Source organism: Lysinibacillus phoenicis (assembly GCF_047238325.1).
Classification (GTDB): Bacteria; Bacillota; Bacilli; order Bacillales_A; family Planococcaceae; genus Lysinibacillus; species Lysinibacillus irui.
The window spans coordinates 3573293-3594987 of sequence record NZ_JBDFMP010000002.1; the positions used below are offsets into that span (position 1 = coordinate 3573293).

A 21695-nucleotide genomic window follows, 5' to 3' on the forward strand; every position below is an offset into this window, starting at 1 on the left:
CTATTTATAGTAAATATAGGTATTTTTATGCGGGGGTATCATGAAAAAATGACTATTTTTGTTACTCGTATACGTGGAAAAGCATAAGCTCATGAATCATTTTTTTAACATCTTCCTCATTTGGAGGAATGGATCCTATCCATTGAATTGTGCCGTCCTTTAAATACTCAGCTGCATATCGTTCTCGCAGATAAAAAAACGAAATGGACCATCCTGGAAGTTGAGTATTTTCAAATAAAGGTTTAAAACTGAAATGCTGAATCATCATTTAACCCCATTTCTGTACTATGTAGTTCATATTATTCAAGGATAACGGTATTTTTGCAACTATTCGCTTTTCATAGATAGTAATAGAATAAGTTTGATATTCTAAAGAGGGTATTTCTTTCGTTGAAAAACATTGCTCTGCTATAATGAGTGCAGAAGGCGACAAATTACGCCAATCATGAATACAATTGAAATGAGAGGATACTAATGGACAATTTTCTAGTGACATTACTTTTTATGGCAATTATTGGGGCTGCTATTGGGGGCGTAACAAATCATTTGGCCATTAAAATGCTTTTTCGCCCACATAATGCGATATATATTAAAAATTGGCGTGTACCATTTACACCAGGACTTATTCCAAAAAGACGTGATGAATTGGCGAAGCAGCTTGGCCTTACAGTCGTGAATTATTTATTAACGCCTGAAACATTTAGAAAGAAATTTTTCTCAAAGGATATCCAGGACAAAGTAGAACATTTTGTGCAAACAAAGGTTGAAGAAACAATCTTTACAAACGATAAAACAATTCAAGATTGGCTAAACTTAGCGGGCTTTTCACACATGCCCAGTACCATTGAGCAGAAGGTTGAAGCGATTGTTGAGGGACAATTTGCGTCAGTAAAGAATACACTATCAACAAAATCAATTCGTACACTGTTGTCTGAAGATATTCAAAATACAATTGATGCAAAAATTCCTGTAGCCGTACATCATATTTTGGAAAAGGGTGAGGATTATTTTTTATCACCTGAAGGCGAAATGACGATTAAGGCAATGATTGATGACTTCTTATCATCCAAGGGGTCTCTTGGTGGTATGATCAACATGTTTTTAGGTGATTCCTCCTCACTAGTTGGAAAAGTTCAACGTGAGCTTGTGAAGTTTCTACAAGCACCAGGAACTTCAACTTTACTAACGAAAATATTTACACAGGAATGGGAAAAATTAAAAGATCGACCAGCAATGGACTTTTTACAAGATATTCAATTTGAGCCGATTTTATCGAAATTACAAGTGTATGTAAAAGAGCAATTAGCTATTTCTGAACGTTTAAATCAACCGATTTCTTATTACTGGCCTGAAGGAAATGAGTGGGCCAAATATACAGTAATTCCACAAGTTATTGACAAAGCTTTTGTGAAAGCAGAGGAAAAACTTGAGGATGTATTAAAACGTTTAAATCTACAAGAAGTTGTTCGAGAACAGGTAGATTCCTTCCCGGTAGCAAAATTAGAGGAGCTTGTATTAGGTATTTCAAAACGTGAGTTTAAAATGATTACCGTATTAGGTGCAGTTCTTGGTGGATTGATTGGGATTGTGCAAGGGTTAATTGTTTACTTTATTTAAAAAGGAGATTGTATAAATGATTAATATTTATAATGACATTAATGCGCTTGAGGCAACATTCCGTAAAACTTCTGAGTTTGAAGCTTTAAAGGCTGCTGTTGAAGTTGTAAAAAATGATGAAGAGGCATTAAATGTCTTTAAAAACTTCCGTAAAATCCAAATCGATTTACAGAAAAAACAACTAGCTGGTGAGGATATTTTGGAAGATGAGCTTGTCTATGCACAAAAGGCGGCACAGCTCGCACAGCAAAATGAAAAAATATCAACTATGCTTGAAGCTGAAATGAAGTTAAGCAAGGTGATCGAAGAAGTGAATCGTATTTTAATAAAACCGATCCAAGGCTTATATGAGGGGATTCAATAAGATAATAGCAATTTAAAAAGGAATAATTGTCCTAAGAATTGCACATATAACAAGTAAGTAAAAGAACGTGTATCCGCAAGTGGTCGGTACACGTTTTTACTTTATGTTTCAATCTAAGCGTATTGGAGGTTAATATTATGCATGTACTTATTGAATGGACCTATAAAACACCTAAAGGAGCAACAACTGTTTTACGTTCTGAAGAAATGCCAGCCGCTCAAGCTTTATTACTTGCAGAGGATATGGAGAAAACGGGAAGAGTTAAGTCCCTTCATTGTATTGATCGACAAAATACAAATTGGACATTAAAAGAACTAAAAGCATATTTAAAGGAAATAGATACAGAGCCCCATAATATTACAGTCTATTTTGATGGAGGCTTTGACAGGGGGACAAGGCAGGCAGGGCTAGGGTGTGCCATATATTATGAACAAAACGGTAAGCCTTATCGTTTAAGAAGAAATGCCTTTTCATCAGAGCTTAAATCAAATAATGAAGCAGAATATGCAGCGCTCTATTTAGGCTTAGTGGAGCTAGAATTATTACATGTTCACCATATACCTGTACGCTTTATAGGAGATTCGCAGGTGGTCATCAATCAGTTAAGTGGCGAATGGCCAGCATTAGAAAAGGAATTAGCAAGTTGGGCAGATAAAATTGATGCTAAGTTAGAGCAGCTTAGCATCCAAGCGGAATACCAGCTTATTTCGCGTAAGGACAATTCAGAAGCGGACCGCCTAGCTACCCAAGCATTAAATGGTATCGATATTACTGGTTTGAGTGAGATTGTTAAAGAATAACGAACAAGTGGTGGCAGTGATGACTGTCACCACTTGTTTATAAATCTCGATCTTCAATGAAACTTTTTCCATGTTAAAACTACTACTCCTATGAATCCAAACAATAAGGAGAGAGATTTTATGAACATGAAAAAATTTGCACCTGTAGCAATGACTGCATTATTAGTTGGAAGTGCCGTTGTGCCAGTAGCATCAGCAAATGAACATACAACGACAGCGGAGGTTCCACAAATCCAAATAGATCCAGTACATATTTTCAATAATACTCGCGGTACTGTTGATGATATTCGTGTTGGAGAAAACATTACATATTACACAGTCAAAGATGGCGAGCAAACAAATGTATTAGAAATTACTAAAGATACGCTTGTATTTGATAATACTGGAAAAGAAGTAGCGCTTCAAAAAGGTGATAATGTGATCGCTTATACATTTGCTAATAAGCCTCAAAAATATATTTATCCACCGCAATTTAATCCTGAGGTTGTTATTGTTGAAACTGAAAAAGTGGGCTTTGTTGAAGTGGATTATTTCTTTGAAGATTTAACTAATACGTATGATATTCTAAAATTAAATATTGGGAAAGAGACAGAGCTACTCAATGTAGAAGGTGAAAAGGTAGACGTTAAAGATTTAGCAGAGCAGCATCTAGTTGTTTTCTATACGGCATCTACTAAAAGTATTCCAGCCCAAACAACACCATCTAAAGTGATTGTTCTTAATGATAATTCAGCAAATACGACAAATCCAGTAAATGAAGAAATTGAGAGCATCATCGCATTAGATTCTTATGATTTAGCTGGAACAAAAATGGTGCCATTACGTGTCATTGCTGAAAAGCTAGGATATAAAGTGGAATCTACAAGTAAAGGGGCTATTCTTTCAAAAGGAAATATGTCTTACACACTAACTCGTGGAGACAAAACATTTGGTTATAACAAAGCATTGCGTACATTAACCGTAGCACCAACACTAAAAAACACAAAGACATATGTACCTGTTGAATTTGTTGAAGATTATTTAAAATAAAAGAAATAGTAGTATGCCAGGATTTCCTGGCATACTATTTTTTAATTTACCTGTCATTCAGCAATTCTCAAGGCATATGGACTTATTCGAGGACAAGTAGGTTGGATACCTTTTGGTAAATTGTTGAAGACATTCCTTAAAGGATACTGTCTTCATAAAGGTTTTAGCTAATGTCATTTCATCTGAATACAGCACAAATTGCTGGAAGTGTTGTTGAATAAAATCTCTTACTTTTTCGTAGTGCTTGTTGATAGAAATTGCACCATATATTTCTTGCTGGTCAATAATGTAGATAAAATCACACAGAGCTTTATGTGTACCGTATTTAAATAAGACAGTCACATATAATGTTTTTTCATCACAACGATCTAAATCAAACCGGTGGAATATTACTTCTATTTCATGAATAAAGCTCGAAATGGCTGTACGGTTGCTATTTTTTAAAATAAACACTATCAACACCACCTTTTGTAAAAATTATAATGACAAATAAATAGATTGTCTATTTTAAACTGAATATTCTGTTATTTCTAAGTTTCTCATTGTAACTTTGCTTAAAGTCATAGAAATTTGTTAAACTTAAATCTGCAATATATCAGGAATAAGAAAAGAAGAGAGCGAAAGTAAATGAAAATTATTCACATAGATCAAAAATATCCTGAAGATTGGATTCGCGTACTAAATCATATAGCGAATTTATTTTTTGAGGATTCAAAGCTGAAGGTTGATTCAAATGGAGCAGATATGTCCGCTTCATTTGATTATCTAACTGATGACAATTTTTCCATATCCACAAAAGCAGTTCTGAATGTAGATGGAAAGCAATATAAAAATGAATACAGCATAAAATACGAATCAGCTGCAACTGGTCGTGAGCTAAATATTCGCATTAAACGTGCATTGTCACACGTGTTTTTAGATGTTCTGGAGCAATATACTGGGATGCATCAACAGTGGGGGATTTTAACAGGTGTGCGCCCAACTAAGCTATATCATAAATTTAGAAAAGAAGGCAAAACGGAGCAAGAAATTGCCGATCTTCTTATTCGTGATTTTCGTTTATCAGAAGACAAGGTGGCACTTTTAAAGGAAATTGTAGAACGACAATTAGTAACCATTCCTGATATTGATGAAATTGGTCAGGAAATCAGTGTCTATATCGGTATTCCATTTTGTCCAACGAAATGTGCCTATTGTACATTCCCAGCCTACGCCATTGGTAGCAACCGTAAGCAAGGTCGTGTGACTACCTTTTTAGACGGCTTACACATTGAATTGCGTGAAATGGGTAAATGGCTGAAGGACAATAATATGAAAATTACCTCTATCTATTGGGGGGGCGGTACACCAACTTCAATTGAGGCAGATGAAATGGATGCCTTATATCAAACGATGTATGAATCATTCCCAAATCCAGAAACAATTCGTGAGGTTACAGTTGAAGCGGGAAGACCAGATACGATTACACCTGAAAAATTAGCAGTACTTAAAAAATGGGGCATTGATCGTATTAGTGTTAATCCACAATCTTATACAGATGAAACATTAAAAGCAATTGGTCGTCATCATACGGTGCAAGAAACGATTGATAAGTTTTGGCTTGCAAGAGAATCGGGAATGAATAATATTAATATGGATCTAATTATTGGGTTACCGAATGAGGGAATTGAGGAATTCCAGCATTCATTAGAGGAATCTGCTAAAATGCAGCCAGAGTCGTTAACGGTTCATACATTATCATTCAAACGTGCGTCCGAGATGACTCGTAATAAGGATAAATATAAAGTAGCAGATCGTGATACGGTGGCTGAAATGATGGAAATGGCACAGGTTTGGACAAAGGAAAATAACTATGTTCCTTACTATTTATATCGTCAAAAAAATATTTTAGGTAATTTAGAAAATGTCGGCTATAGTAAAGTTGGTGAAGAAAGTATCTATAATATTGTCATTATGGAAGAAGTACAAACGATTTTAGGAATAGGCTGTGGAGCCTCTTCTAAATTTGTTCATCCTAAGACGGGAAAAATCACACAATTCCATAATCCGAAAGATCCAGCAGCCTATATTATGACCTTTGAAGATGCGATTGGGAAAAAACTAGAGTTTTTAGATGAATTATATAATGGATAAAATAAAGGCAATCTGAGTTGTTCAGATTGCCTTTATTGTTTGAAGCTTTTGTAATGTACAGGCCATTTTTAGAATAACGGCATCCTCAAAATAGGTTGGATCATAGCCTGTTATTTCTCTTATTTTATTTAAGCGGTAAGTAAGTGTATGACGATGAATGTTTAATTGTTGTGCACAAAGCTTCAGCTGTAAATTACAGTCAAAAAATGATTGTAATGTATCTAGCTGTTTAGCATCTAAGTTTTTAAGAATGCGATGTTGAAAGGCTTGTACTTCATCTGATTCTCGAGGCTTAAAAAGGGAAAATAACTCGACGTCCTCAAAAAAGGTTAATTCATTTTGGATTGTAGCAAATTCAAGCGCAGTTCTAGCGCCTTGGTAGCTATAAGGAAGCTGTGATAGATGTTGGACAACAGGACCAACTCCTATGTGAAGCGAAGGTAGCTTCTGTTTTTGCTTGCGTAGTGCTTTAATAATGGGGCGACAACTCTGTTCTCCATAATTTGACAGTAAGATATAATATTCCTGTAATTGGCTATGTCCCGCAAGAATAGGCTGTTTGTAAAATAAATCCTCAAAAAAGAAAGGGATTGTATTTTCGGCGTATGACGTTTCATTTAAGCTTACTAAAATCACTTGAAAGGGTGCTAGTAGTGAAAAGGGGAGTTTCTGAATTCGTTCATTTAATGCAGCATCGAGCTTACTGCCGTGAACGAGCGCTTCAAATATGTAATCATTATTTTTCCGTTGCCATTCGCTTTTTGATTCAACAATTGCTTGATGTGTCATGATTTCTGTTGTTAGTTGCACAAGATTGGCAATATCAAGCATGTCATCTGATTCTCCTGTTATGCCAATAACACCCACCACTTCATCCTGATACATAATAGGCATATTAATGCCTGGTTTCGTATTTGGATACAGCTCTATATTTTCTTCATTAATAATCAATGTCTTTTTTGTTTGTGCCACATAAAGTGCACCTTCATGAATTTTTTCCACCCTCATTTTATCGCCAGAGGCTAAAATGACTCCACTTGGGCTAATGACATTTATATTGTGACGTAAGCGTAACATCGTTTGGTGTACGATTTCTTCTGCTAATTTTTTCGTCAACATGTTTATACACCTCGCATAAAAAAACTCTGTTATAGGACAGATAAATTGTACACCTATTATAATGTTTTCTGAATTTATTGTCATTATAATAAATTGTAAGCGCTTAACTAAGAAAAAATTTAAATATCAAGGGACGACAAAAGTGGAGGTAGAGCATGAAAGTCATAATTAGTCCAGATTCCTATAAGGGTACGCTGTCAGCTGTGGAAGTGGCAAAATCAATGCAAAGAGGGATCTTGGATGCGGATCAATCGATTGAAACAATGATATTACCAGTTGCAGATGGTGGAGAGGGCACACTGCAATCGCTTATCACCTCTACTGAGGGTCAATATTTTTCAGTAAATGTATTAGATCCATTGGGAAGAGCTATCCAGGCTCAATATGGAGTATTAGGAGATCAAGAGACGTGTGTGATAGAGATGGCTCAAGCATCTGGGATTATGCTGTTACAAGACAATGAGAAAAATCCTAATCTAGCTACATCATATGGAACGGGTCAATTAATTAAAGCTGCGCTCGATCAAGGCTTTAGAAAGTTTATTATCGGCATTGGAGGAAGTGCCACAAATGATGCGGGGATTGGCATGCTGAAGGCATTAGGAGTGCGATTATTAGCAACGGATGGTTCAGAGCTTGAGAATGGCGTGTTAAATTTAGAGAAATTAGCTACTATTGATATTCGACAGATGGATGCTAGATTAGCAGATGCCACATTTACGATCGCTTGTGATGTTGATAATCCGCTCATAGGTGAACGTGGGGCAACAGCCATTTTCGGTCCTCAAAAAGGTGTCAAAAAACATCAAATAGTACATTTTGATAATTGTTTAAAACATTTTGCAGATATTGTAGAAAAACAATTTTCCATTCGACTCCATGATTATAAAGGTGCGGGAGCTGCAGGGGGAATGGGAGGAGCTTTAATCGCATTTTTAAAAGGAACGTTTCATGCGGGAATTGAAATTGTTTTGGGTGCTGTCAAGTTACAGGGCCATTTAGCAGATGCGCAATTAGTGATTACGGGGGAAGGAAAATCCGATCTCCAAACATTACATGGTAAGGCTCCATTAGGGGTGGCGAAAGCTGCTAAGCAAGCAAACGTAGAGGCAATATTATTGTCTGGTGGGATTGATGTAAAGGCAAAGGGGACATTGCAAAAGTATTTTTCAGTTGTGGAGTCATTAGTAGATCAAGAGGTCACTGTTCAGCAGGCCATGCAAGAACCTGCTCACTTTATTCGCTTAAAAATAAAGAAAATCATCGAGTGTTACATACAAAAGGGGGATGACTAGATGTTGTTCATCATTATTTTAATAGGGGTATTGTTTGTAGTATTGGGGACGGCTAAATTAAAGCTTCACCCGTTTTTAGCGCTATTAATTAGTGCCTTCTTCGTTGGGATTGCTTCAGGAATGCCATTATTAACAGTAGTTGAAAGCATAAATACTGGATTTGGTGGCTTGATGACAAGTATTGGACTAGTCATTATCGCTGGAACGATTATCGGCTTAATATTAGAAAAATCAGGGGCTGCCTATCGAATGGCAGAAGTGGTATTACGAATTGTAGGTCCAAAGCGTCCGCAATTAGCGATGTCTTTAATCGGTTACATTGTGTCCATTCCAGTATTTTGTGATTCTGGCTTTATTATTTTATCCAGCTTGCAGAAGTCTTTAGCAAAGCGAGCAAATGTAACCATTGCTTCAATGGCAGTAGCTTTAGCGACAGGCTTATTTGCGACACATGTATTAGTACCTCCAACTCCTGGTCCTATTGCAGCTGCAGGGAATATTGGTGCAGCAGATTATTTAGGTACAGTTATTGTTATTGGTTTATTAGTAGCGATACCAGCGACATTTGTAGGCTATCTATGGTCGGTAAAAGTAGCGACAAAAATTCGAGTACCTGAGGATGAGGTAGAGGCATTGGATTATGAGGAAGTTATTAAATCCTTTGGCAAAATGCCATCAACTTTTAAAGCATTTTTACCAATCGTTCTGCCAATTGTCTTGATTGGTCTAGGTTCGATCGCAGCATTAGTGGGTGATACAGAGTCGACCTTCAATACAGTTTTTAAATTTTTAGGCTCCCCTACAGTAGCTTTATTTTTAGGGGTAGCAGCGGCATTTTTATTACTTCCTGAAATCAATGAAACGACATTAACTGGTTGGATTGGTGAGAGTTTAAAAGAAGCGGCTCCTATTTTACTGATTACAGGTGCTGGCGGTTCATTTGGGACCGTTATTAAGAATGCTGGAGTCGGAGAACTTCTACAGGAAATGGATTTAGGAGTGTTTGCATCAGGTACTTTATTCCTTCTTGTACCGTTTATTGTAGCAGCAGCATTAAAAACAGCTCAAGGCTCTTCCACAACAGCCCTTGTGATCACATCTACTTTAGTAGCACCAATGCTTGTGACACTTGGAATTGAAGGGGCGGTACCTTTAGCATTAGTGGTAATGGCAATTGGTGCTGGCGCAATGACAGTTAGCCATGTCAATGATAGCTTCTTCTGGGTAATTACACAGTATAGCGGTATGGAAGTCACACAAGCCTACAAAGCACAAACGGCTGCAACCTTATTACAAGGTCTAGTGACAATAATTATTACGATGATATTATGGTGGATATTCGTTTAAAAAAAGGAGAGCGGCCCATGGCTAGCTCTCTTTTTGTATAATGAAAAAATAGAAAGGAAGTTAGTAGATGAAAAAAATAATAGTATTGCTCCTTTGTATTTTTTTATTAGCAGGCTGTACGGAAGCAATCCAGACAGAAAAAATCCCTGTAACGGCTGGCCATGATATGCGCGTTCATTTTATTGATGTAGGTCAAGGGGATTCTATATTAATAGAGTCACCAAATGGTAAAACAATGCTTGTAGATGGAGGTGTAAAAGGAGCTGGCCCGCAAGTAGTTTCTTATTTAAGGGAACTTGGGGTGAGTAAGCTCGATATAGTAGTGGCGACACATCCTGATGCTGATCACATTGGTGGGCTCATTCCTGTATTAAACTCAATGACAATTGAGCAATTTTACGATTCAGGAAAAGTACATACATCTCAAACATTTGAAGAAATGTTGACGCTGATTGATGAAAAAAATATTCCTTATGATGTACCGACGCCAGGTGACAATATTAAGTTTGATGAGGATGTCACTGTGAAAGTTTTAAATGCAAATGAGCAGGCATCAGATAATAATGATGCTTCGATTGTGTTAAAAATAGTTTATGGCAATGTCTCCTTTTTATTAACAGGTGATGCTGGAATAGCGTTAGAAAAAGAAATGATGCAATATGATGTGTCAGCAACAGTTTTAAAAGCCGGTCACCATGGATCGAATACTAGTAGTTCAGAGGATTTCATTCGTGCTGTAAAGCCAGAGGTCACGATATTAAGTTATGGGAAAGATAATAAATATGGACATCCACATGCGGAAGTGGTAGATCGATTGAAGGAGATTGGTAGTAAAATCTATGCCACGGCTGATATAGGAACGATTACTGTGACAACAGATGGGGTAAACTATGCGGTGAATGGGAAGGAAACCTCTGTGGCGAATACTGAAAAAACATCTGAAGTAGTTCCGCTGACGCCCGCTATTGAAATCACGAGCAAGGATTTAGTTGGTGAAATTGTAGGTATAAAAAATAATGGACAGCAAGCAGTTTCGTTAAAAGATTGGCAGCTTATCTCTATTGAAGGTAATCAAGTTTTTAATTTTCCAAATCTATCATTGCAGCCAGGAAAAACGATTTATATTACAAGCGGAGCCAATGCACGAGAAGGGCAAAATTATTTAAAATGGACAACGAAGCAGATTTGGTTAAACGAAGGAGATGCTGCTCAATTACGTAATGAGAAAGGGGAACTGCTAAGTGAGCTCGACTAAATACACGTTAGACCGTATTGAAGATGGATATGCTATTTTCTTAAAGTTTCCAGATGAAGAGGAACAACTAATTATTATACAATCAGCCATAAACGAGCCTGTGCAAGTAGGAGATCGTGTGGAGATTGAAGAAAAAGACGGACATTACCATATAGAAATTTTAAAGGAAGAAACTGATCAAAAAAAAGCGGATATTCAACGCCTTATGAACCGTTTACGTAATAAACAAAAATAATGGATGACAAGCTGTGAGAAATTGACGCACAGCTTGTTTTAATGAAAGGAATTATGCATAATTTGTTATCCTAAATATTTTGAAAATATGCTAAAATAGTAGTATTAACCGGGAGCTAGGAGCGGACAAAATGTCGATAAGTACAATTATTTTTGATTTAGATGATACACTACTATGGGATAAAAAATCAGTCAAAACAGCCTTTGAAAAAACTTGTAATTATGCAGCAACAGTACATAATGTGAATCCTGTTAAACTAGAGGAGGCTGTTCGTCGAGAGGCACGCGCCCTGTATGAGGGGTATGAAACATATGATTATACAGTCTTAATAGGTATTAACCCGTTCGAAGGTCTTTGGGGGACGTTTGATGATACGACAGATTCTTTCCAAAAGATGAAAGAAATTGTTCCTGGCTATCGTGCAGAAGCTTGGACAAAAGGGTTAGCTGCTCTTAATATTGATGATGCGCAGTTCGGAGCTGAGCTAGGAGAACGCTTTGTGGCTGAGCGTAAAGTATCACCATTTTTATATGAAGATACATTTGCTGTATTAGATCAACTAAAAGGAAAGTATCAGCTTGTATTACTCACAAATGGAGCACCAAGTCTACAAAACTTGAAGCTAGAAATCACACCTGAAATTGCCCCGTATTTTGATCATATTATTATTTCGGGAGACTTTGGCAAGGGTAAGCCTGATGCATCTATTTTTGAATTTGTTATGGAGAAAGCAAGTATTACAGCAGATGAGGCAATCATGGTTGGCGATAATCTTAATACTGATATTTTAGGTTCTTCCCGTGTCGGAATGCGCAATGTATGGATTAATCGTGAAAACAATATTGCCAATGGAGCTGTCACACCAACCTATGAAGTAGACTCTTTGACAGCATTGTTAGAACTTATAAATAAGCTATAATGAAAAAATGTACTGTCCCTTGTGGTCAGTACATTTTTTATTTTTCGATCCATCTATTAAAAAAAGACATTCAGTGCAAGGTATAAACTTGTAAAAGCTATAGCTAAACAAAGCTGAACAAAAGCGCTAGCAATTAAGAAACCATGAGGTTCACCAGCTTTTTTGCGATAAAGGATTTGCATGATTGAGTATAGTAAGAAAAAGCTATAAATAATTGTTGCATGAATAGTATGTTGGACAAGATAAATACTAAATAAAATACCTCCAAACAATAAAAGCATAATTAAATTGGCAATAGCATGCTCAACTGTCGCAGCAAAAAAGCGGCGCTCGGTATGAGGCATTCTTTTTTTAGCAATCCATAATATGAAATGCGTAAGAAAGATAAATATATTACCAATGATCAATTTGGTTGACCGCTTGTCATCATAAAAATATATAAGTGAGTCCATTGATTCTTCGATTAAAAAGGCTTGCTGAGTTTCAACATTGAAGAGAATATCATTATTGAGTACCTTCCATTTCTCTTGAGAACCATCTGTATACAGTATGAATAAATCATAAGGTGTAAAGTAATCATTGCTTTCCCATTGTCCACTAGTAATCGAAATAGGGGAAGCCTCCTTCATTTTTTCTTGTAACTGAGTTAGTCGTTTGTTATCTAGGTAGCATTGTTGCGGTACATAAAGGCAAGTACCCTTTGGTAGAAAACTCTCTGTATTTTTATTGTCCTTTACATAAATTCGATCGATCATTTTAGTAGAGTCTGTTGATCTAGGAGCAGTAGTAGGCTCTTGAATAAAGGATAAAAGTAATATAGAGAGAACTACTACAAATAACAATGCCACAGATGGAATCCTCCACATAGTCGTAGACGATTTTTTTCTCGTTGAGGAAGGGGCTGTTATTTGACGCAATAAATATTGTTCTTGCTGATCGGTTAATTTCAAATCATGTAAATGCTGCCATCCCTTTTTATAATTCTTCATCCATCTCACCTCCAAGCTGTTTTTTTAATGCAACGAGTGCTCGTTTTAATGTATTTTTTACCTTTCCTTCGTTCCAACCGAGTACTTCACAGGTCTCTTCGATTGATAGACCTTCAATTTTCCGTAGAATAATGACATCACGATATGTAATTTTTAGTTTACTAATGGCAAGATACAGAATCTTGGCATCTTGTTGCATTAACCATTCATTTGGGGAGGGCGAGGATTGTTTTTCATGCTGTTGTAAAAAAGGGACAAATTGTATAAGCCTCTTCCGTCGAAAATGATCGTAGGCAAGGTTACGAGCAGTGGAACGAAGCCAAGCGAGTTGTGCTCCTTCTTTAATTGATTGTTGATAGTTAAAATAACGAACAAAGGTCTCCTGTGTAAAATCCTCTGCTAATGTTTCGTCATTCAGTAAGTAATATAAGTATTTAAAAATGGTTTGATTATGTAAGTGAAATATTTTTTCTACTTTCATTCCATACACCCCCTTTCCTTTAAAGACGATTAAGGTACTAAAAAGTATCATTTTTCCAAAAAGAAAAAGCAGAGAGTAGAAACTCCCTGCTTACGTTAGTCATTACTATAGGGTAATGGCTTTTACCTCATCAATATTTTCGAGTTGAGACACGAATACTAAATCTTCTTCTGTTACTACATTATCAATCGTAAGCATCATAACTGCTGTCCCACCAACTTGCGCACGACCAACTTGCATTGTGGCAATGTTGATATCTTTTTCTGCAAGTTTTGTTGCTACACGGCCAATGGCACCTGGTTTATCAGTGTTCTTAATGTAAAGCAGGTGACCTTGAGGAATAACGTCCACAACATAGTCTTCCACCTTAACAATACGTGCACCTAAACCATTTAATAACGTACCAGCTACTGTATGTGTTTCATTGGCTGTAATAATTTCAATCGTAATTAAACTTGTAAAGCCTTTTGCCGTTGTTGTTTTGTGCTCATTAATTTTCATGCCAATACGTTCAGACAAGTAACGAGCATTCACATCATTTACATGATTACCGTGGTTTTTAGATAATAAACCTTTTAATGCGTTTGAAGTTAATGGACGAACATCATAGTTTGCTACTTCACCAGCATAAGATAAGTTGATTTCTTTTACAGGCTCTGTTGTTACCTGTGATAAAAAAGAACCAAGTTTTTCTGCTAGCTCAAAGAAAGGTTCCACTTGTGCAAGAAGTTCTTTCGGAATAGATGGCATATTCACTGGATTTGTTACAGTACCTGTTTTATAGAACTTAATGATGTCATTTGATACATCAACTGCTACAGATTCTTGTGCTTCAATAGTAGATGCACCTAAGTGAGGCGTTGCGATAACTTGCGGTAACGTCAGTAGTTTATGATCTGTTGCAGGTTCAGAGACAAATACATCAAGGGCTGCACCAGCAACTTTACCTGCTACAATCGCATCATATAAATCGTCTTCATTAATGATACCGCCACGTGCACAGTTAATAATACGTACGCCATCTTTCATGATTGCGAATTTTTCTTTATTAATAAGATTACGTGTTTCAGGAAGAAGAGGAGTGTGTACTGTGATGAAATCTGCTGCTGCGCAAATTTCTTCAACTGTCGCTTTTGTTACACCTAACTCTTTTGCTCGTTCATCTGTAAGGAAAGGATCATATGCCATAACATTCATACGTTGACCCTTTGCACGATAAGCTACTTCAACACCAATACGTCCAAATCCTACAACACCTAAAGTTTTATTTTTTAGCTCTACCCCGACATAAGATTTACGATCCCATTTTCCATTTTTCAAAGTATTAAAAGCTTGTGGAATATGACGAGCAAGTGATGTCATCATCGCAATCGTGTGCTCAGCAGCAGAGTTCGTGTTACCATCTGGTGCATTGACAACGATAATCCCATGTTCAGTTGCAGCAGCAAGGTCAATATTATCAACACCCACACCAGCACGACCGATCAATTTTAAGTTTTTAGCTGCTTCAATCACCTCACGTGTCACAGTTGTTTGAGAACGCACAAGTAACACATCTACATCGGCAATTTTTGCGATTAATTCTTCTGGTGCTAGACCAGTGTCCACGATAATGTTTAAATCTAAGTCTTGTTCCTGACGTAGTGGGAAAATACCATCTTCACTTAGTGGATCAGCGATAAATACGTTAATTGTTTTTGTTGCAGTAGTCATTATAATTAGCTCCTTTTTAATAAAAATGATTGTGGTCTTACCAATGAGAGTCTGGAAGTTGTAAAATTCGAACATCTTACAGCATGCAAACAATCTCCTTTCTACTAGATCGAGAACAAAATAAAAAGCCTTCCACGCCTTACAAACACAGTTATTGTGTTGTAAGGGGCGAAAGGCTGAATAAACATTGGTTCGCGGTACCACCCTTAATTACTACTAGAAAAAATTATTCTTGCAGTCTTAGCTATATGCGTAACGTGCATGTGACGGATAAGCTTACTTAGGGTTGTTCGGCCTATCTATTCGGGAGTGGAACTATTATCGTAGAAATCACTGATTTACACCAACCATCAGCTCTCTTGGGATTTTCTTACGACTAGTGTGTCTCCGTCGTTATATTTTGTGTGATTAAATTTGTTAACATCATAATCCCTATTGTTCACCTTTGTCAACGATATTTCTAAAATACTTTAAAAATATTGACTTCGAAAGTCTGAATAATAACCAAACACGAACGATCTTTTTGTTAAACAATTATATTGTACGTCTTTTTGGAGAATACAATGAAAGCGCTAACGATATTTGAAAAGTCCGATAATACTAGGTTTCTATGTAGTTTGAGAAGAAAAAATTATATGGGAATTAACTGGAATAAATTAGCTGCTTCATACAAGTCCATGGTAGTTTCAAGTGTAGAAAGCGAACATTTTTCTCTGTCACAATTTAGACAAAAAATGTTTTTTTAGAAGGTAAACAGCCTGTTAGGGAAGAATGTTAGTTAAGGATGATTTGATTTGGGGGTGTAGTAATGAAATACGATGTTGCAATAATTGGTGCTGGACTTGCAGGGCTAGTTGCAGCTTGTGAGTTAATCGACGCAAAGAAAAAAGTTGTTTTAGTTGATCAGGAGCCTGAAAATTCAATGGGGGGACAGGCATATTGGTCATTTGGTGGGATTTTTTTAGTGAACTCTCCTGAGCAAAGAAGGCTTGGAATTAAAGATAGTAAGGAGCTTGCATGGCAAGATTGGCAAGGGACAGCTGGCTTTGATCGATTAGAGGATGAGGATTCCTGGGCATATAAATGGGCTAAAGCTTATGTTGATTTTGCGGCGGGTGAAAAATATGATTGGTTAAAATCAAAGGGCATCAAATTTTTCCCTGTTGTTGGCTGGGCAGAACGAGGTGGTTCTCTTGCGGGGGGACATGGTAATTCAGTACCAAGGTTTCATATTGTATGGGGAACTGGTCCAGGCATTGTTAAGCCATTTGTTGATAAAGTAAAACAGGGGATCAAAGAAGGATATATTGATTTTAAACCAAGACATCGTGTAGATGAATTTTTGCAAAAAAACGGAAAAATTACTGGCATTAGTGGGACTGTACTAGCGGAAACTTTTATCAATAGAGGTGAAAAAAGCTCAAGACTAGGAATTGGAGAATTTAACTACGAAGCAGATGCTGTAATTGTGGCAAGTGGGGGGATTGGGGCTAATTTTGATTTAGTAAGAAAAAATTGGCCAGCACGATTGGGGACCCCACCTAAAAATATGGTTTGCGGTGTGCCAGCTTATGTTGATGGGAGAATGCTAGAAATCACTGAGCATGTAGGGGGTCGCATTGTGAATCGGGACCGAATGTGGCATTACACAGAGGGGTTAAAAAATTGGGATCCTATTTGGCCCAATCATGGAATACGAATTTTGCCGGGGCCTTCCTCCTTATGGTTTGACGCAGAGGGTAATCGATTTCATGCACCAAATTTCCCAGGATTCGATACGCTTAGCACATTAGAGGCTATTCAAAAAACAGGCTATGATTACTCGTGGTTCATTTTAACTGAAAAAATTATTGAGAAGGAATTTGCACTATCTGGCTCAGAACAAAATCCAGATTTAACAAACAAAAGCATTGGAGATGTTTTGAAACGAATCATGCCAGGTCCACCTGCTCCAATCCAAGCCTTTAAAAATCATGGTGAGGATTTTGTGATTGCTCATGATTTGAAAGAGCTTGTTGATGGTATGAATAAGCTGGCAGGAAATGAGCTACTAGATTTCATGAAAATTAAAGAGCAGATCTTGGCAAGAGACCGAGAAATGGACAATAAATTTACGAAGGATTTACAGGTTAATGCCATTCATGGAGCAAGGAATTATATTGGCGATAAATTGGTGCGTGTTGCCAAACCACATAAAATGTTAGATCCTAAAAATTGGCCATTAATTGCTGTACGATTAAACATCTTAACACGAAAAACTTTAGGTGGCTTACAAACAAATCTGAATGGTGCGGTGTTAGGAATGGATGGTCAGCCAATACCTGGTTTATATGCAGCTGGTGAAGTAAGTGGTTTTGGTGGCGGTGGTGTTCATGGCTACCGTGCTTTGGAAGGCACATTTGTTGGAGGCTGTCTATTTAGTGGACGGCAGGTCGGGCGTTATTTAGCTCAAGAAAAATAAAATATGATGTAAGTAGCAATAAAAGTTTTGCAAAGCAGGGTTGATTTCCGTTCCGCCAGCGTACTTTCCAGGGGACGTCCAATGAGCCACTTTGCTCACTACGTTCGTTCTAGAGTAGTAAGCAAATTCATTTATCTGAAAACTCAAAATAAACACTAGTGTGGGATAGAAAGCCTTTCTCGCCTTTAGCAAAATGCTAATTGATTTGATTTTTTAACACCATAAAAGAGCATCGTCTTAACGAACGATGCTCTTTTAGTTAGTCTGATAGAATCGGTGTCTCCAAGGGTTTCCATTCACTTTTACAAAAGGACCCATACCGTTTATATCAAGCATACTTACTTTGATTTTTGAGCCTCTGCTATTTTAGCAATTTGCTCTTCAACCTGTTCTTTCGACCAACCATGTTCTTCAACGAAGAAGTTACGTGGTGCACGACGACATTCGTCTGAGCAGCTACGCATATAAAATGCCTCATGCTTTTCCTCGCAAAGCATTAATTTATGACATTCAGGGTTTGCGCAGTTTGTATAACGTTCAGAAGGTTCACCTGTGAAATAATCCTTCCCAACGACGACATGTTCCACTTGATTAATAGGTACACTTCGACGACGGTCAAAAACAAACATTTGACCATCCCATAACTGGCCTTTTACTTCTGGATCTTTTGCATACGTGGCGATACCACCGTGTAATTGACCAACACTTTTACCATAGCCCTCGCGTTTTAGCCAGCCAGAGAATTTTTCACAGCGGATACCACCTGTACAGTAAGTTAAAATCTTTTTATCTGCAAAATCTTCTTTATGAGCTTCCATCCAAGCTGGCAAGTCACGGAAATTTTCAATATCAGGTCGAACTGCTCCTCTGAAATGACCTAAATCATATTCGTAGTCATTACGTGCATCGATGATTACGGTGTTATCTTCTTGCATTTGTTCCATAAATTCTTTAGGAGATAAATAATCACCAGTGATTTCTAATGGGTTGATATCATCCTCTAAACCTAAATGAACAATTTCTCGTCGCGGGCGTACATGCATTTTTTTAAAGGTATGCCCTTCAGCTTCATCAATTTTCCACATAATATCACTAAAACGAGCATCTGTCTTCATATGGTTCATGTAAGCTTCTGTTTGCTCAATGGTCCCTGAAACCGTTCCGTTAATACCTTCATTTCCTACTAAAATACGACCAAGAAGTCCAATTTCTTTACATAATGCTAAATGTTCTTCTGCAAAGGCTACTGGGTCTTCAATCGTAATATATTTATAATAAAGTAATACACGATAGTCTTTTTGTGTCAAAATACGTAACCACCTTTATAACAATGTTCGTCATTTAATATAGCACAACAACAGTAATTTTGCTTAGAGTAGGAGGAGTTTTCTAAAAAAACTCGAATAGTACATAGTGAATGACTATTCATATTTGGGGGGAAGAGAGATGGAATTTTCAACGATTACTTTAGAAAAATTAGAACGTCGAGCAACGTTAACATTGAATCGTCCACAGGCAATGAATGCTATGGATGGTGACATGATGCGTGAACTTGCAGAATGCTTTGAAGCTCTACAACAAGAAAAAGATATACAGGTACTTGTTATTCGTGGAGAAGGAAAGGTCTTTTCTGCGGGTGGCGATATTAAGGCAATGCTCGATGAAAACAAACCACTAAATATAGATGAGGCAATGGTTTATCTAACACGTATTGTGAGGGCCTATTATCAGCTACCGATGATTGTTATTGCGGCAGTTCATGGTGCTTCGGCAGGCCTAGGATTTAGTTTGACACTTGGTGCAGATATTGTTGTAGCCTGTGAAAATAGTAAACTAGCTATGAACTTCATAGGAATAGGACTGATTCCAGATGGAGGTGGTCACTTCTTTATGAAAGAACGTGTGGGGACTGTAAAAGCGAAACAAATGATATGGGAAGGGAAGGTATTAACTGCAAAAGAAGCATTGGATGCAGGATTAATTGATTATATTGCACCTGATGGTACAGTATTTGCAATGGCTGACCAGCTTGTAGGTAAAATGCTTGCTTCACCTATCTCTTCGATGATTACAACGAAAAAAATTCTCCATGCTCAAAATTTATCACAGCTAGAAAATGTTCTAGCATTGGAAGCAGAAGGACAATCTGCTATGCGTAAAACAACAGATCATATAGAGGGTATTCATGCATTTGTAGAGAAAAGGACACCGGTATTTGTAGGGAAATAAATAGTAAAAAGGCGCGTAGCAGCATTGTCTACGTGCCTTTTACTCGCTATTAAACATGGAATAATATTAATTTACCTGAAGAGTTTACAAGTCGATGAGTTTTGTCGGCAACACCTTTTTCCTCAATTTGTTGTTGTCCATTTAGTTTAGCAGCCTCATCATTTTCAAATGTCCATGTTTCATCAAACAATGTTTCCCCTGTTTTTTCAAAAGCTGTAAAACGATAATTCTCCATGCAAACCCCACCCTTTTACTAAAATATATTTCTATTATACATAGAAGATTTATAAACTTCACGGTAAAACTAGTGATTTTTTTGATAAATTACGAAAATTGTGGAAAAAGTAAGGCGGTCAAGTATTTTCCTTCATACCATTTTTCATAAAAGATGAAGTATGATAAAATAGAACAAATATTCGGTTTTGATAAGTGAACTCGTACTACTTTGATTAGTACCAAGTTAAGAATTATCTACTATTTGAGGTGATTGGATGACAGCAATTCGTTTTTTCCATATGGCAGATTTACATTTAGATAGTCCATTTAAGGGTTTATTTGGTTTATCTGAACACATTTTAAAGAACATTCGGTCAAGTACTTTTGATGCATTCGACAAAATTATTCAAAAAGCAATTCAAGAGAAGCCTGACTTTTTGCTAATTGTTGGAGATATTTATGATGGTGAAAATCGTAGTTTGCAAGCGCAACGTAGATTTCAAGATGCAATGGAAAAGCTCTTCCAACATAATATCCCAGTGATTGTGAGCTATGGAAATCATGATCACTTAAATGGTACTTGGACACGCTTTTCTTTGCCAAGTAATGTCTATGAATTACCAGCTGAAACGAGTGTTGTTCAATTAAAAATTCGGGATCAGCAAGTCAATATATATGGTTTCAGTTATCATGAACGCCACTTGAGGGAATCGGTTATCGAAAGCTATCCCATTGCACAAAATCAACAAACCATTCATATTGGTATGCTACACGGAAGTGAGGCAAGTAATACGACTCATGATGTGTATGCTCCCTTTACTAAGCAACAATTGCTAGAGAAAAACTACCATTATTGGGCTTTAGGCCATATTCATAAACGACAGCTTTTACATCAAAATCCTCCAATTGTTTATCCAGGCAATATACAAAGTCGCCATCGTAAAGAGCAAGGTTTGAAAGGTTATTATGATGTAACTTTATCCCGAACTTCGGCTGAACTAGATTTTATTCCAACTTCAACTGTAGTTTATAGTACAGTTGAAGTGGATTGTAAAAATGTAATCCATGCTAATGAATTACTCAAAAGATGTGCAGAAGCAATTACAGTCAATAGAACAAAGTATGGTGCATCAGTTATAGAGCTTCATTTGCAAAATATTGATGAACAAACAGAAGCATTATTTGAGCATGCCACAGTAGATGCATGGTTAGAGACCGTTCGGGAAGCTGAAGAAGGCATTGAGCCAATGTGTTGGGTACAAAAATTGGTGTTGCAGAAGACTAGGAAATTTTATGAACATACTGCAACAACTCAATCAGTTGTCAGCTTAATGGAACAATGGGATAGTAATGAATGGAAGGATATACTTAAAGATTTATACCAATATGCTGGGGGCGCAAGGCTGATAGAGCCACTTACAGACAAGGATATAGAGAATTTAACGAATAGCGCACAGGCATTATTGGCAGAAGAAATTCAAAGGGCGTGATCA

21 protein-coding genes and 1 other annotated feature are annotated in these 21695 nt (G+C 37.0%); of the genes, 13 read left to right on the top strand and 8 right to left on the bottom strand.

What is annotated here, in order from left to right; all coding sequences use genetic code 11:
* Positions 1 to 61: 61 nt before the first annotated feature.
* Positions 62 to 265: a YheE family protein gene (locus ABC382_RS19375; RefSeq protein WP_274797379.1), complete on the bottom strand. Its 204-nt coding sequence runs from the start codon at positions 263 to 265 to the stop codon at positions 62 to 64.
* A 209-nt stretch (positions 266 to 474) separates the two neighbouring features.
* Between ABC382_RS19375 and ABC382_RS19380 the strand changes: the two genes are divergently transcribed.
* From ABC382_RS19380 to ABC382_RS19395, 4 genes are all read left to right on the top strand, one after another.
* Complete coding sequence (locus ABC382_RS19380) at positions 475 to 1617, top strand: DUF445 domain-containing protein (protein WP_274794454.1); 1143 nt, start codon at positions 475 to 477, stop codon at positions 1615 to 1617.
* A 16-nt stretch (positions 1618 to 1633) separates the two neighbouring features.
* Positions 1634 to 1981, top strand: a complete 348-nt coding sequence (locus tag ABC382_RS19385) for a YlbF family regulator (RefSeq protein ID WP_274794453.1) — start codon at positions 1634 to 1636, stop codon at positions 1979 to 1981.
* 137 nt (positions 1982 to 2118) lie between these two features.
* Positions 2119 to 2781 (top strand): ribonuclease H family protein, encoded by a 663-nt coding sequence (locus ABC382_RS19390; protein ID WP_274794452.1) that lies wholly within the window; start codon positions 2119 to 2121, stop codon positions 2779 to 2781.
* Between the two features lie 120 nt (positions 2782 to 2901).
* A complete protein-coding gene (locus ABC382_RS19395; protein ID WP_322611128.1) occupies positions 2902 to 3810 on the top strand; it encodes a copper amine oxidase N-terminal domain-containing protein in 909 nt (302 codons plus the stop codon).
* A 57-nt stretch (positions 3811 to 3867) separates the two neighbouring features.
* Here the strand turns inward: ABC382_RS19395 and ABC382_RS19400 are convergent, their stop codons facing one another.
* On the bottom strand, positions 3868 to 4263 hold the full coding sequence (locus tag ABC382_RS19400) for a hypothetical protein (protein WP_322611127.1): 396 nt from the start codon (positions 4261 to 4263) through the stop codon (positions 3868 to 3870).
* Positions 4264 to 4437: 174 nt separating this feature from the next.
* Between ABC382_RS19400 and ABC382_RS19405 the strand changes: the two genes are divergently transcribed.
* Positions 4438 to 5943: a coproporphyrinogen III oxidase gene (locus tag ABC382_RS19405; protein ID WP_312507320.1), complete on the top strand. Its 1506-nt coding sequence runs from the start codon at positions 4438 to 4440 to the stop codon at positions 5941 to 5943.
* Between the two features lie 21 nt (positions 5944 to 5964).
* Here ABC382_RS19405 and ABC382_RS19410 read toward each other — a convergent pair whose 3' ends face one another.
* Entirely contained in the window at positions 5965 to 7062 is a 1098-nt protein-coding gene (locus ABC382_RS19410; RefSeq protein WP_322611126.1) for a CdaR family transcriptional regulator, read from the bottom strand.
* 155 nt (positions 7063 to 7217) lie between these two features.
* Here ABC382_RS19410 and ABC382_RS19415 point away from each other — a divergent pair, with 155 nt between their 5' ends.
* From ABC382_RS19415 to ABC382_RS19435, 5 genes are all read left to right on the top strand, one after another.
* Positions 7218 to 8357, top strand: coding sequence for a glycerate kinase (locus tag ABC382_RS19415; protein WP_274794446.1), 1140 nt, complete (start codon positions 7218 to 7220; stop codon positions 8355 to 8357).
* On the top strand, positions 8358 to 9704 hold the full coding sequence (locus ABC382_RS19420; protein WP_274794445.1) for a GntP family permease: 1347 nt from the start codon (positions 8358 to 8360) through the stop codon (positions 9702 to 9704).
* 67 nt (positions 9705 to 9771) lie between these two features.
* Positions 9772 to 10959, top strand: a complete 1188-nt coding sequence (locus ABC382_RS19425) for an MBL fold metallo-hydrolase (RefSeq protein ID WP_322611125.1) — start codon at positions 9772 to 9774, stop codon at positions 10957 to 10959.
* Entirely contained in the window at positions 10946 to 11194 is a 249-nt protein-coding gene (locus ABC382_RS19430) for a DUF3006 domain-containing protein (protein ID WP_274794443.1), read from the top strand. The genes ABC382_RS19425 and ABC382_RS19430 overlap by 14 nt, the downstream gene beginning before the upstream one ends.
* A gap of 130 nt (positions 11195 to 11324) precedes the next feature.
* A complete protein-coding gene (locus ABC382_RS19435; RefSeq protein WP_312507315.1) occupies positions 11325 to 12113 on the top strand; it encodes an HAD family hydrolase in 789 nt (262 codons plus the stop codon).
* A gap of 56 nt (positions 12114 to 12169) precedes the next feature.
* On the opposite strand, the gene ABC382_RS19440 is transcribed toward ABC382_RS19435, so the two are convergent.
* The 3 genes from ABC382_RS19440 to serA all read right to left on the bottom strand — a co-directional run bounded on the left by ABC382_RS19440 (position 12170) and on the right by serA (position 15296).
* Positions 12170 to 13102: a hypothetical protein gene (locus ABC382_RS19440; RefSeq protein ID WP_274794441.1), complete on the bottom strand. Its 933-nt coding sequence runs from the start codon at positions 13100 to 13102 to the stop codon at positions 12170 to 12172.
* Positions 13089 to 13583: an RNA polymerase sigma factor gene (locus ABC382_RS19445; RefSeq protein WP_274794440.1), complete on the bottom strand. Its 495-nt coding sequence runs from the start codon at positions 13581 to 13583 to the stop codon at positions 13089 to 13091. Before ABC382_RS19445 ends, ABC382_RS19440 begins: the two co-directional genes overlap by 14 nt.
* 105 nt (positions 13584 to 13688) lie before the next feature.
* Entirely contained in the window at positions 13689 to 15296 is a 1608-nt protein-coding gene (gene serA / locus ABC382_RS19450; RefSeq protein WP_274794439.1) for a phosphoglycerate dehydrogenase, read from the bottom strand.
* 161 nt (positions 15297 to 15457) lie between these two features.
* Positions 15458 to 15699 (bottom strand) — a binding site (T-box leader).
* A gap of 405 nt (positions 15700 to 16104) precedes the next feature.
* On the opposite strand from serA, the gene ABC382_RS19455 reads away from it, so the two are divergent.
* Positions 16105 to 17757 carry an FAD-binding dehydrogenase gene (locus ABC382_RS19455; protein WP_274794438.1) on the top strand — a complete coding sequence of 551 codons (1653 nt, stop codon included), beginning with the start codon at positions 16105 to 16107 and terminating at the stop codon, positions 17755 to 17757.
* Between the two features lie 338 nt (positions 17758 to 18095).
* Here the strand turns inward: ABC382_RS19455 and trhO are convergent, their stop codons facing one another.
* Entirely contained in the window at positions 18096 to 19064 is a 969-nt protein-coding gene (trhO, locus tag ABC382_RS19460) for an oxygen-dependent tRNA uridine(34) hydroxylase TrhO (RefSeq protein WP_274794437.1), read from the bottom strand.
* A gap of 139 nt (positions 19065 to 19203) precedes the next feature.
* Here trhO and ABC382_RS19465 point away from each other — a divergent pair, with 139 nt between their 5' ends.
* Positions 19204 to 19986, top strand: coding sequence for an enoyl-CoA hydratase (locus tag ABC382_RS19465; RefSeq protein WP_274794436.1), 783 nt, complete (start codon positions 19204 to 19206; stop codon positions 19984 to 19986).
* Between the two features lie 49 nt (positions 19987 to 20035).
* Here the strand turns inward: ABC382_RS19465 and ABC382_RS19470 are convergent, their stop codons facing one another.
* Positions 20036 to 20221, bottom strand: coding sequence for a YhzD family protein (locus ABC382_RS19470; protein WP_274794435.1), 186 nt, complete (start codon positions 20219 to 20221; stop codon positions 20036 to 20038).
* A 256-nt stretch (positions 20222 to 20477) separates the two neighbouring features.
* On the opposite strand from ABC382_RS19470, the gene ABC382_RS19475 reads away from it, so the two are divergent.
* A complete protein-coding gene (locus tag ABC382_RS19475) occupies positions 20478 to 21692 on the top strand; it encodes a metallophosphoesterase family protein (protein WP_274794434.1) in 1215 nt (404 codons plus the stop codon).
* Positions 21693 to 21695 lie beyond the last annotated feature (3 nt).